Genomic DNA, 12,828 nt, shown 5'->3' with positions numbered 1-12,828 from the left:
GGTGGCAAGGGCGGCCGCACATGGAGTGGCGATACTCATGCCACGACTGGCGCTCCTGCTCCCTCTCGTGACGTGGGCGGTCTGGGCGGCACGCGCATGGACTTCAGCGCGGTGGACCATCTGCTCTTCGGTGGTGGTGGCGGTGCGGGTCATAGCAACGACGACTTTGGCGGCGGCGGCAGCGCGGCGGGCGGCATCGTGTTCATTCGCGCGGCTTCGCTGGCTGGCGCGGGGACGATTTCCTCCAATGGCGTGGCGGGTGAAAACGCTCGCGAGGATGCCAACGACGCGGCGGGTGGAGGTGGCTCGGGTGGAACGATTTATCTGCGCGTCACGGGTGCGTTGACCTGCGGCAACAACCTGGTGTTGGCGCGCGGCGGTAACGGCGGCAGCACGGTCTTCCCTGAGCACGGCACGGGCGGCGGCGGTGGTGGTGGTCACATCCTGCTCCAGGGCGGCACGATGAATTGCTCCCCCTCCGTCGCGGGGGGCATCCCGGGCACGCAGCCCACGGCGGGCGCTCCGGATGGCCTCACCTACGGCGCCATCGCGGGCAGTCCCGGTGTCATCACCACCCTGGCGGGCCCCTTCGTGACGCCGTCGGCCCCGGTGGTCGTGACGCCCGCCAACGGCTCCACCACGGGCGTGCGTCCTCCCATCACTGGCACTGCGACCCCGAACTCCTCGGTCGTCATCTCCGTGGACGGCGTGGTGCTGGCCACCGTCACGGCGGATGCCGCGGGCAACTTCACGTACACGCCGGTCGTGGACCTGACGACGGGCGTGCACACGGTGAATGCCGTGTCCGTGCTGAACGGCGCCTCGAGCATGGTCAGCAACACCAACACCTTCACGGTGCAGAACGCGCTGCCTCCGCCGGTCGTCGTCACTCCGGCGAACAACGCGGTGCTCACGACCGCGCCAACGCAAATCACTGGCACGGCGTCGGGCGGTGCCACGTCCGTGGTGCTCACGCTGAATGGCGTGACGTACCCGGCCATCGCCGTGACCGGCGGTAACTGGACGTTCCCGATTCCCGTCGCGGTGACGGACGGCGTCTACAACATCTCGGTCGTGTCCCAGGATGCGACCCGTACGAGCACGGCCACGACGTCCACCTTCACGGTGGACACGGCGACGTCGGTGAGTGTCACGACGCCGGCCGAGGGTGCGGTGCTGACCAACGGTGTGGTGACGTACTCGGGAACTGCGGAGCCCGGCGCCTCGGTGGCGGTGGTGGTGGATGGCACTACGGTGGGCACGGTGACGGCGGCGGCGAACGGCACCTGGTCGGTGCCGGTGGCGACGCCGCTGGCGGATGGGCCGCACTCGGTGACGGCGACGGCGACGGATGCCTCGAACCACACCGCGACGGACACGAACACCTTCACGGTGGACACGGGCACGTTCGTGAGCGTGACGACGCCGGCCGAGGGCGCGGTGCTGACCAACGGCGTGGTGACGTACTCGGGTACCGCGGAGCCGGGCTCCACGGTGGTGGTGACTGTCGACGGGAATACGGTGGGCACGGTGACGGCGGCGGCGAATGGCACCTGGTCGGTGCCGGTGGCCGCGGCGCTGGCGGACGGCGCGCACTCGGTGACGGCGACGGCGACGGATGCGCTGAACCACACCGCGACGGACACCAACACCTTCACGGTGGACACGGGCACGTTCGTGAGCGTGACGACGCCGGCCGAGGGTGCGGTGCTGACCGACGGAGTGGTGACGTACTCGGGCACGGGTGAGCCGGGCTCCACGGTGGTGGTGCGTGTCGACGGCGCCACGGTGGGCACTGTGACGGTGCCGGCGAACGGAATCTGGTCGGTGCCCGTGGCCGCGGCGCTGCCGGATGGGCCGCACTCGGTGACGGCGACGGCGACGGATGCGCTGAACCACACCGCGACGGACACCAACGCCTTCACGGTGGATGGGACGACGAACGTGAGCATCACCACGCCGGCGGAAGGCGCGGTGCTGGACGACGGCGCGGTGACGTACTCGGGCACCGCGGAGCCGGGCGCCACCGTGACGGTGGTGGTGGACGGCAATACGGTGGGCACGACGACGGCGGCGGCGAACGGCACCTGGTCGGTGCCGGGCAATTCGTCGCTGGGCGACGGTCCTCACTCGGTGACGGCCACGGCCGAGGACGCGAGCGGCAACACCGCGATGGACACGAACACCTTCACGGTGGACGCGTCGACGAACGTGAGCATCACCACGCCCGCGGATGGCTCGACCATCAGCGACCCGATGGTGACGTACTCGGGGACGGCGGAGCCGGGCGCCACGGTGACGGTGGAAGTGGATGGTACGGTGGTGGGCACGACGACGGCGGCGGCGAACGGCAGCTGGTCGGTGCCGGGCAACTCGTCGCTGGGTGAAGGTCCTCACACGGTGACGGCCACGGCCGAGGACGCGAACGGCAACACCGCGACGGACACGAACACCTTCACGGTGGACACGTCGACGAACGTGAGCATCACCACGCCTGCGGATGGCTCGACCATCAGCGACCCGATGGTGACGTACTCGGGTACGGCGGAGCCGGGCGCCACGGTGACTGTCACCGTGGACGGCACGGTGGTGGGCACGGTGACGGCGGCCGCGAACGGCAGTTGGTCGGTGCCGGGCAACTCGTCGCTGGGCGAAGGTCCCCACACGGTGACGGCCACGGCCGAGGACGCATTCGGCAACACCGCCACGGACACGAACAACTTCACGGTGAACACGTCGACGAACGTGAACATCGCCACGCCGGCGGACGGCTCGACGGTCGGCAACCCGGTGGTGACGTACTCGGGTACGGCGGAGCCGGGCGCCACGGTGACTGTCACGGTGGACGGCACGGTGATGGGCACGGTGACGGCGGGTGTCGATGGCAGCTGGTCGGTGCCGGTGGCCACGACGCTGACGGACGGCTCGCACACGGTGGTGGCCACCGCCGAGGACGGCGACGGCAACACCGCGACGGACACGAACACCTTCACGGTGGACACGGCCACGACGGTGAGCATCACCACTCCCGCCGAGGGCGCGGTGCTGACCGACGGAGTGGTGACGTACGTGGGGACCGCGGAGCCGGGCGCCACGGTGACTGTCACGGTGGACGGCACGGTGGTGGGCACGGTGACGGCGGCGGCGAACGGCAGCTGGTCCGTGCCGGTGGCGGCGGAGCTGGCGGATGGAGCGCACTCGGTGACGGCCTCGGCGGAAGACGCCCAGGGCAACACCGCGACGGACACCAACGCCTTCACGGTGGACGCCACGACGTCGGTGAGCATCACCACGCCGGCGGAGGGCTCCACGGTGACCAACCCGGTGGTGACGTACTCGGGTACGGCGGAGCCGGGCGCCACGGTGACGGTGGTGGTGGACGGCACCACGGTGGGTACGGCGACGGCGGGTGTCGACGGCAGCTGGTCGGTGCCGGTGACCACGCCGCTGGTCGACGGGCCGCACTCGGTGACGGCCACGGCGGAGGATGTGAATGGCAACACCGCCACGGACACGAACACCTTCACGGTGAACTCCGTGCCGGACACGCGCATCACCGCGAGCCCGCCCGTGAACACCGCCAGCACCGACGCGGAGTTCAGCTTCAACTCCGTCACGGGAGACCCGCGTGACACCTTCGAGTGCTCGCTCGACGGCGCGGCCTTCACCCCCTGCACCAGCCCCATCAACTTCACGGGCCTGCCCGAGGGAACGCACACCTTCCAGGTGCGCGCGGTGGACGCGGACGGCGACGTGGACCCCACGCCTGCCCACTTCATCTGGTCCATTGGCCTGGACACGGACGGTGACGGCCTGACGGACACGGAGGAGATTGCCATCGGCACGGACCCGAACAACCCGGACACGGACGGCGACGGCGTGTCGGACGGCATCGAGGTGGAAGTCGGCGGGACGGATCCGCTCGACGACGACTCGGATGACGACGGTCTGATGGACGGCACCGAGGACAAGGACCACGACGGCATCGTCGACGCGGACGAGACCGACCCGAACGAGGCGGACACGGACGGCGACGGCATCCAGGACGGCACGGAGTTGGGCCAGACCGTGCCCGAGGGCTCGGACACCGACGCGACGGTCTTCATCCCCGATGCGGACCCGACCACCGTCACCAACCCCCTCAACCCGGACACGGACGGCGGCAGCGTGCGTGACGGCGTGGAGGACGCGAACCACAACGGCCGCATCGACCCGGGCGAGACGGACCCGAACCTGGCCGCGGACGACGTGGACTCCGACCTGGACGGCGTGAGCGACGAGCGCGAAATCGAGCTCGGCATGGATCCGCATGATGCGGACACGGACGACGACGGCGTGCCGGACGGCGATGAGGCCCTCACCGACACGGATGGGGACGGCACCATCGACGCGTTGGATCCGGACAGCGACAACGACGGCATCAACGACGGCACGGAGAGCGGCGTGACGCGGGAGACGGCGCCTCCGGGCACCAACGTCGACTCGCCGAACTTCGAGCCGGACCTGGACCCCACCACCACCACCGACCCGACGAATCCGGACACGGATGGTGATGGCCTGAACGACGGCCGGGAGGACGCGGACCACAACGGTCGCGTGGATGCCACGGAGACGGACCCGAACGACGCCGACACGGACGACGACGACCTGAACGACGGCGTGGAAGTCACGGGTACCAATGCGACGAACCCCCTCAACCCGGACACGGACGGGGACGGCCTGAACGACGGCCGGGAGGACGCCAACCACAACGGTGGCTTCGACACCGGCGAGACGGACCCGAACAACCGCGACACCGACGCGGGTGGTGCGAGCGACGGTGACGAGGTCAACGGGGGCTCCAACCCGCTGAACGGCGATGACGACTTCGTCGTCGTGGGCCGTGGCTGCAGCACGGGCGGGGCGGGCACCTTCGCTCCGCTGGCGCTGCTGTTCCTGGCGCTGCCCCTGTTCGGTCGCCTCCGCCGCGTGGCGGGGCGCTCGTCGCGGGGCGTGGCGGCGGCCGTCACCGGAGGCCTGGTCCTCGCGGGTACGCTCGCGGCCCAGCCTGCCCATGCGCAGGTGACGACGCCGGGCCCCGTGTCGCAGTCCATCGACGTGCAGCGCTTCAAGCCGGGCCCGGGCGCCGAGGACATCCTCGGCATCCACAGCGCCCGCGTGCAGCGCCACCTGGGGTTGAACCTCGGCCTGTCTCTCAACTACGGGAGCAAGCCGCTCAACTTCCTGGACCCTCGCTCGGACCGGTTCATCACCGCGCTGGTGAGCCGTCAGCTGGGAATCGACCTGATGGGCGCGGTGGGTCTGTTCGACCGCTTCGAAATCGGCGTGATTCTGCCCGTGACGATTCAGGGCTCGGACCCGGCGCCGCAGGTGGACTCGTCCTTCTCGCAGGGCGTGGGCGGCGGTGGTATCGGCGACCTGCGACTGGTTCCGAAGGCGCGCCTGATTGATGGGGAGCGCTTCGGCCTCGCGCTGGCGGTGCCGGTGTCGCTTCCCACGGCGGGTGGCAACGACTTCCTCGGCGGTTCCGGGGTGAGCGTGCAGCCCAAGCTGGTGGCCGAGTACGGCGAGAAGGTCCGCTTCGCCGCCAACGTCGGTGTGGACATCCGCGAGAAGCAGGTGCTGCGCAACCTGACGGCGGGCAATGCGTTCACCTACGGCCTGGGCACGGAGATTCCCTTCACGCTGGGCCGCCTGCCGCTGTCCGCCGAGGCGACGGTGATTGGCGCCATCGGCCTGGACGAGCAGGACACGGAGGAGAGCCCGCTGGAGCTGCTGGCCGCGCTGAAGTACCGCGCGGTGAGCGGTTTCACGGCGCACCTGGGCGGTGGACCGGGCCTCACCCGGGGCTACGGCACGCCGGGCTACCGGCTGCTGGCGGGCTTCGGCTACAGCCCTCCGCCCGAGCCGAAGAAGGCGGCGCCTCCTCCGCCGGTGGACACGGACGGCGACGGCCTCTACGACCCGGACGACAAGTGCCCCACGCAGCCCGAGGACAAGGACGGCTTCGAGGACGCGGATGGCTGCCCGGACCCGGACAATGACCAGGACGGCATCCTCGATGGCGACGACAAGTGCGTGAACGAGCCGGAGACGAAGAACGGCTTCCAGGACGAGGACGGCTGCCCCGACGAGGCTCCGCCCGTGGACACGGATGGCGATGGCCTCTTCGACCCGGACGACAAGTGCCCGAACCAGCCCGAGGACAAGGACGGCTTCCAGGATGGGGACGGCTGCCCGGACCCGGATAACGACAAGGACGGCATCCCCGACGTCGCGGACAAGTGCCCCAACGAGCCCGAGGTCATCAACGGCGTGGCGGACGAGGACGGCTGCCCCGACAAGGGCAAGGTGAAGGTCCAGGTGGATGGCGAGCGCATCCTCATCCTGGAGAAGGTCTACTTCGCCACGGGCAAGGACATCATCCTCCCGCGCTCCTTCCCGCTGCTGAAGCAGGTGGCCGCGGTGCTGCGCGCCAACCCGCAGGTGGAGCTGTTGCGGGTGGAGGGGCACACGGATGACCAGGGCAACGACGCGTCCAACCTGGACCTGTCCAAGCGCCGCGCCGCCAACGTGCGTGCCTTCCTGGTGAAGGAGGGCATCGACGCCGCCCGCCTGGAGTCGCAGGGCTACGGTGAGACGAAGCCCGTCGACACCAACAAGACGGCGAAGGGCCGCGAGAACAACCGGCGCGTGGAGTTCAACATCGTCCGCATCGGCAAGGTGGAAGTGGAGCGCGTGGCCCCCTGATGTCGTCGCGCCGCCCCGGGCGCCCACCGTGGTGCCCCGGGGCTGACAGCCAAAGCCGTTGACGCGGGGGTGGTTCCGGCAAGTCGTCCGGGGCCACCCTCGGTTTTTCATGGGAGGTCCGTCCACCACCCGGAGTCGGGGGCGCGTGACGCTCCGTGAAGACCCTCCACGTGTGTCGTGGAACAGGGGGGAAAGGGGTGGCGCCGATGCGGGGAGACCTGCCAGGGTGCGCCATCCAGCGCGAGTCAAGGGGCGAAGTGGACCCGCCACGCCGCGCTGCCTGCTTTCGGGGCCGCTGCGTAAGTCCGCGTCAGGACTCGGCGCCGCGCCATCCCGCTACATGTGCGTAGCGGAATACTTGCCAAAGATCCGGACTTGCTGATGATTGCGGAGGTTGGAGGCTTGCGCGCTGCATCGCGCGACGCCTGCCGAAAGGACCGCCATGGACCAGTTCGATCAGAACAAGCAGGCCGCCAAGATTCGGGTCGTCGGGGCGGGTGGGGCCGGCTGCAACGCGGTCAACACGATGATTCTGTCCAAGCTGGACCGCGTGGACTTCATCGCCGCCAACACCGATATCCAGGCGTTGGCCGCCAGCAAGGCGCCCACGCGGCTGCAGCTGGGCCAGACGCTGACCAAGGGCCTGGGCGCCGGCGCCAACCCGGAGATGGGCCGCGAGGCCGCGCTGGAGTCGCGAGACCAGATTGCCGCGGTGCTCGAGGGCGCCGACATGGTCTTCGTCACGGCGGGCATGGGCGGCGGCACCGGCACGGGCGCGGCGCCCATCATCGCCGACATCGCCAAGAGCCTGGGTTGCCTCACGGTGGGCGTCGTCACCAAGCCCTTCCTCTTCGAGGGCAACAAGCGCCGCAAGCAGGCCGAGCAGGGCATCGTCGAGCTCAAGGCCGCGGTGGACACGCTCATCACCATTCCGAACCAGCGCCTGCTGTCGCTCTCCAACGAGCCGATGCCGCTCCTGGAGACCTTCAAGCGCGCCGATGAGGTGCTGCTGAATGCCGTGCAGGGCATCAGCGACCTCATCCAGTACCACGGCTACATCAACGTCGACTTCGCCGACGTGAAGACCATCATGAGCGACAAGGGCCTGGCGCTCATGGGCACCGGGCACTCGTCCGGCGACAAGCGCGCGCTCACCGCCATGCAGCAGGCCATCTCCAGCCCGCTGCTGGAGGACGTCTCCATCGACGGCGCCACGGGCCTGCTCATCAACATCACCGGCGGTCGGGACATGACGCTCCAGGAGGTCAACGAGGCGTTGACCCTGGTCCACGACGCGGCGGACAGCGAGGCGGAGATCATCTTCGGCTCGCTCATCGACGACCAGATTCAGGATGAGGTGAAGATCACCATCATCGCCACGGGCTTCGTCCACCGCGACGCGCCCAAGGTGCGCACGGTGACGCCGGTGGTGCAGGTTCCCCTGGCGCGGCCCGCGCAGCAGTCGGTGCTCATCCACAGCGTGCGCGAGGAAGTGGCCAGCCTGGTGCCCGCCAAGAGCGGCGCTTCCCGTCCGCTGGCGGCCGTGGACAACAACAAGTCCGTCAGCAACCGGACCGCCGTGGTGAAGGACTCCGCGCTCCCCCTGGACGAGGACCAGTTCGACATCCCCACCTTCCTGCGCCGCCAGGGGCAGACCGAGCTGCCGTAGCCGTCAGGCGACGCGGGGCTCAGCGGGCGGGCAACCGCGCCACGCTCGCCTCGTCACGCCCGGCCAGCTTGTCCGCGCGGGTGAAGAGGGTGTCCAGCTCTTCATACAGCGCGTCGATGCGCTCCTGCTTGCGGGGCGCCGGAATCACGCCGCCACCGGCCAGCTCCTCCAGCCGGGCACTGGCGCGCTGCAGCAACTGGAGCGCCTTGAGGAGCGACAGCCCTCGGCGCGTACCTTCCTGGGTGAAGAGCGTGCCGCTCTGCGTGAGGGCTTCGAGCGTGCCTCGGACGCTGCGGACGCGGTCCGACTGGCGGGTCCGGTAGAGGTCCAACCGACGCGCGCGGCGAGCGCCATGGAGGTCGACCACGCCAACGCCGGTGCCTGAGGAAGAGGTGGGCTTCACGGTGTGGCAAGGTACGTCATGCCTTTGTAGAGCCGCAAATTTACTGGACTGTAGGGACCTGTTGCACGCCTGCCCGCGCCCTTGTCAGGGAGGGGGGCGGGGGTTAGGTTCGCCGCCCTTCCGCACACGAGGGCACGCGCCATGTTCCAGAAGTTGCTCATCGCCAACCGGGGAGAAATCGCCCGTCGCATCGGCGCGGCGGCCCGGCAGATGGGGCTCAAGACGGTGGCCGTGTACTCGGACCCGGACGCGGAGCTGCCGTTCGTGAAGGAAGCGGACGAGGCCGTGCGCATCGGCCCCGCTCCGGCGAAGGACAGCTACCTGAGCATCCCCGCGATTCTCGAGGCCGCGAAGAAGACGGGCGCCCAGGCCGTGCACCCCGGCTACGGGTTTCTGTCCGAAAACGGAGAGTTCGCCCAGGCGTGCCAGGACGCGGGACTCATCTTCGTGGGTCCGCCGCCGGAGGCCATGGCGCGGATGAAGGACAAAAGCCAGGCGCGCAAGCTGGTGTCCGCGGCGGGTGTCCCCGTGGTGCCCGGCAGCGAGGGTCTGGTGCCGGACGTGGCCACCGCGCTGGCCGAGGCCGAGCGCATCGGCTACCCGGTGTTGTGCAAGGCCGCGGGCGGCGGCGGCGGCATCGGCATGGCGGCGGCGAACAACCCCGCCGAGCTGGAGAAGGTGTTCCGCCAGTGCACGGACCGGGCGAAGTCCGCCTTCGGCCGTGAGGGCGTGTACCTGGAGCGCTACTTCCCCGCGCCGCGCCACATCGAGGTGCAGATTCTGGGAGACCACCACGGCCACCTCATCCACTGCCTGGAGCGCGAGTGCTCCATCCAGCGGCGCCACCAGAAGGTGGTGGAGGAGGCGCCGTCCGTGCTGTTCGCGGACGGGAAGAACGCGGAGCTGGCCCAGACGCTCTTCACCGCGGCCGTGACGGCGGCCAAGACGTTCGGCTACGCCAACGCGGGCACGGTGGAGTTCCTGTACTCGGACGGACAGGTCTACTTCATCGAGATGAACGCGCGGCTCCAGGTGGAGCACCCGGTGACGGAGCTGACCACGGGGCTGGACCTCATCGGCTGGCAGCTGCGCATCGCCGCGGGCGAGCACCTCACGGTGAAGCAGGAGGACGTGAAGCGGCGCGGGGCGGCGCTGGAGTTCCGCATCTACGCGGAGGACCCGGTGAAGTTCTTCCCGTCACCGGGGCCGCTGAAGGTGTTCCAGCCTCCCACGGGCGAGGGCGTGCGCCTGGACGCGGGCTATGCCGAGGGCAACACCGTCACGCCGAACTACGACCCGCTCATCGCCAAACTCATCATCTCCGGCGCCACGCGCGCGGAGGCGATTGAGCGCTCGGTGACGGCGCTGCAGGACTTCCGCATCGAAGGCATCAAGACGAACATCCCGCTCCACCTGCGAATCGTTCAGGATGCGGCCTTCAAGGCCGGCGAGCTGGATACGCATTTCCTGGAGCATCACGCGAAGCCGGCGTAGTGGCAGGCTCCAACTTCATCACCCCTTTGGAGGAACGGACTTATGGCGGATGTTGCGGCGCATATCACCGGCACCGTGTGGAAGATCGAGGTGCAGGTCGGCCAGCAAGTCAAAGAGGGCGACACGCTGGTCATCCTCGAGTCCATGAAGATGGAGATGCCGGTGGAGACGACCGAGGCCGGCACCGTGAAGGAGATTCGGTGCAAGGAGGCTCAGTCCGTCAACGAGGGTGATGTCCTCGTGGTGCTCGGGTAGTCGTGGTGGAGCCCTCGGTGGAGGTGGAAGACCGCGAGGGCGGCGTTCGGGTGTTGACGCTGTCCAACCCGGCCCGGCGCAACGCGCTGAATGACGCGATGCTGGCCCGGTTGGACGCGGCGCTGGAGCCCGCGCCACACGTGCGGGTGCTGCTGGTGCGGGGCGCGGGCGGTACCTTCTGCGCGGGCTACGACTTGACGCACCTGGGGCCACCGGGTGCGGACGGGCGCCTGCCGGATGACGCGCTGGTGGAGTGTCTGCTCAAGCTGGAGCACCACCCCGTGCCCAGCGTGGCGCTGGTGCAGGGGGCGGCCGTGGGCGCGGGCTTCGACCTGGCGGCCTCGTGCGACTTCCGGGTGGGCGCGCCGGACACCGTCTTCCTCATGCCCCCGGCGAAGCTGGGCATCGTCTACTCGCCGGAGGGCCTGGCGCGGGCGACGCGCCTGGTGGGCCTGTCCCGGGCGAAGCAGCTCTTCCTCACGGCGCGGAAGCTGGATGCGCGTGAGGCGCTGGACTGGGGACTGCTCGACGCGTGCGAGGACGACGCTGAGGCCCAGGCCTTCGCGCTGTGCGCGACGCTGGCGGGCCATGCACCGGGCGCGGTGTCGGGGATGAAGGAGTCCTTCGGGCTGCTGTCGCGGGCGCCACTGCGTGACGCGGAGCAGGCGAGGCTCAGAGCGCTTCGCGCGACGGCGTTTGGGAGCGAGGACGCGAAGGAAGGGCGTGCGGCCTTCCTGGAGAAGCGTCCGCCCCGCTTCACCGGCCGCTAGTCACGCGGCCGGCGAGGCGGTGTCGGGGCTTCAGGTGTCGCCGAACAGCTCGCCCATGCGCAGCTGCAGCGCCGAGGCAATCTTGTAGAGCGACGAGATGGACGCGGAGGACTCCGCGCGTTCAATCTGGGACAGCAGTGACACGGACAGGCCAGTGCGTCGCGCGAGCTGCTTGAGCGTGAGCTCCTGCGTCTTGCGCGCGTCGCGGATGGTGCGACCGATGGCGCGGTGCAGGTCCGCCTCCGGGTCCTGGGACAAGCCCTTCTTCTGGAGGGCGTTGCGGACCGCGGTGATGAACTGCTCCGGCTCCATGGGCTTCTTGACGTAGTCAGAAGCCTGGGCCTTGAGCGAAGCGACCGCCGTATCCACCGTGGGGTACGCGGTGGCGACGATGACGGCAACGTCCGTATCGTACTTGCGGATCAGCTCAAGCACCTCGGTCCCCGACATCTGCGGCATCATCATGTCGAGGATGACGAGGTGGAAGTCGGAACCCCGGAGGATCTCCACTGTCTGCGTGGGGTCCGTCGTGGTCACGACCTCGTAGCCTTCGCGGGTCAGCACCAGCTTGAGGTAGTCGCAGTTGTCCTGCTCGTCATCAACCACCAGGATGCGAATCTGCACAGCGTCTCCTCGCTGCAGGTGAACTTCGTCGAGCTGGGGCTCGGGGAGGGGGCGAGCACGCGCAGCCGATGGGGGATGGTTCTCCTCCCTGGTTTTACTGCTTTCTGCCGTCGTAGTCTTTCAGTTGTGACTCGACGCCCTTGCGATAGGGATGGTCGGCCGGTGCGAGTTCCAGGAACCTCCGGTAGTGCTTCGCGCCGTCGTCAATCTCGTCGAGCCGGGCTTTGGCGATGCCCAGCATGAGATGGCAGTCGGGGTTCTCTCCATCCAGCTTGGCGCATTGGTCGGCGACGGCGAGCGCCTCTCGGTACTTCTGCTTCTTGATGAGCGCGCCAGCACGCGCCACGAGCTGACCGGTCTGCTCGTTGAGCGCGTCCGCGGCGTTGGCGACAGGCGGGGGCTCTTCCTTCCCGGCGGCCGGCACCGCCGCCGGAGGAGGCTTCGCCCTGGCCGCTTCGAGCTCCTTCAGCTTCGCATCGTACTGGGCCTTCAGCGACGTATACCGCGCGGTATAGAGCTTGGTCTTCGCGCTGGCTTCGAGCGGCGCCTTCGCCTCATCGGGCCTGTTCGCATCCAGCGCCTGCTTGGCCTTGTTGAGTTCGGTCTCGACGACCTCTTCGACCGCCACGTCGTCCAGGAGCTTCTTCGCGTCGCGGGGGTACTTTCCGTCCGCGCCGCGGGTCTTCTCCAGCTCGGCCCGGGCGCCCTTGAAGTCCAGGGCTTCGAACGCCTTGAGCGCCGCGGCCACGAACTCTTCGGTCGTCGGCTTCACCGGCTCGGGCGGGGTCTCCGGTGGGGCCGTCGTCCCGGTCTGCGCCGTCGGCGGAACCCGGGTGTCCTCGGGCGGCTTCACGGGAGGGGCG

Annotated in this window: 7 protein-coding genes and 1 pseudogene; 5 read left to right on the top strand and 3 right to left on the bottom strand. The window is 69.2% G+C overall.

What is annotated here, in order from left to right:
• The first annotated feature begins 96 nt into the window (after positions 1–96).
• Both FJV41_RS42590 and ftsZ read left to right on the top strand, forming a co-directional pair.
• Positions 97–6,750, top strand: coding sequence for an Ig-like domain-containing protein (locus FJV41_RS42590; RefSeq protein WP_181791317.1), 6,654 nt, complete (start codon positions 97–99; stop codon positions 6,748–6,750).
• Between the two features lie 442 nt (positions 6,751–7,192).
• Positions 7,193–8,419: a cell division protein FtsZ gene (gene ftsZ / locus FJV41_RS42585; protein ID WP_141648353.1), complete on the top strand. Its 1,227-nt coding sequence runs from the start codon at positions 7,193–7,195 to the stop codon at positions 8,417–8,419.
• Between the two features lie 19 nt (positions 8,420–8,438).
• Here the strand turns inward: ftsZ and FJV41_RS42580 are convergent, their stop codons facing one another.
• A complete protein-coding gene (locus FJV41_RS42580) occupies positions 8,439–8,822 on the bottom strand; it encodes a hypothetical protein (protein ID WP_246137771.1) in 384 nt (127 codons plus the stop codon).
• A 141-nt stretch (positions 8,823–8,963) separates the two neighbouring features.
• On the opposite strand from FJV41_RS42580, the gene FJV41_RS42575 reads away from it, so the two are divergent.
• Genes FJV41_RS42575 through FJV41_RS42565 form a run of 3 tightly spaced genes read left to right on the top strand, consistent with a single transcriptional unit; the run spans position 8,964 to position 11,341 of the window.
• Complete coding sequence (locus tag FJV41_RS42575; protein WP_141648352.1) at positions 8,964–10,316, top strand: acetyl-CoA carboxylase biotin carboxylase subunit; 1,353 nt, start codon at positions 8,964–8,966, stop codon at positions 10,314–10,316.
• Between the two features lie 42 nt (positions 10,317–10,358).
• Positions 10,359–10,571, top strand: a complete 213-nt coding sequence (locus FJV41_RS54300; protein WP_141648351.1) for a biotin/lipoyl-binding carrier protein — start codon at positions 10,359–10,361, stop codon at positions 10,569–10,571.
• Positions 10,572–10,576: 5 nt separating this feature from the next.
• A complete protein-coding gene (locus FJV41_RS42565; RefSeq protein WP_141648355.1) occupies positions 10,577–11,341 on the top strand; it encodes an enoyl-CoA hydratase/isomerase family protein in 765 nt (254 codons plus the stop codon).
• 30 nt (positions 11,342–11,371) lie between these two features.
• On the opposite strand, the gene FJV41_RS42560 is transcribed toward FJV41_RS42565, so the two are convergent.
• Complete coding sequence (locus FJV41_RS42560; protein WP_141648350.1) at positions 11,372–11,965, bottom strand: response regulator; 594 nt, start codon at positions 11,963–11,965, stop codon at positions 11,372–11,374.
• A gap of 94 nt (positions 11,966–12,059) precedes the next feature.
• Positions 12,060–12,828, bottom strand: a pseudogene (locus tag FJV41_RS42555) (FHA domain-containing protein); the annotation flags it as partial.

This window comes from Myxococcus llanfairpwllgwyngyllgogerychwyrndrobwllllantysiliogogogochensis (assembly GCF_006636215.1).
GTDB lineage: Bacteria > Myxococcota > Myxococcia > Myxococcales > Myxococcaceae > Myxococcus > Myxococcus llanfairpwllgwyngyllgogerychwyrndrobwllllantysiliogogogochensis.
The sequence above is the reverse complement of the archived record's forward strand: the minus strand, read 5'-3'. Positions and strand labels throughout refer to the sequence as shown.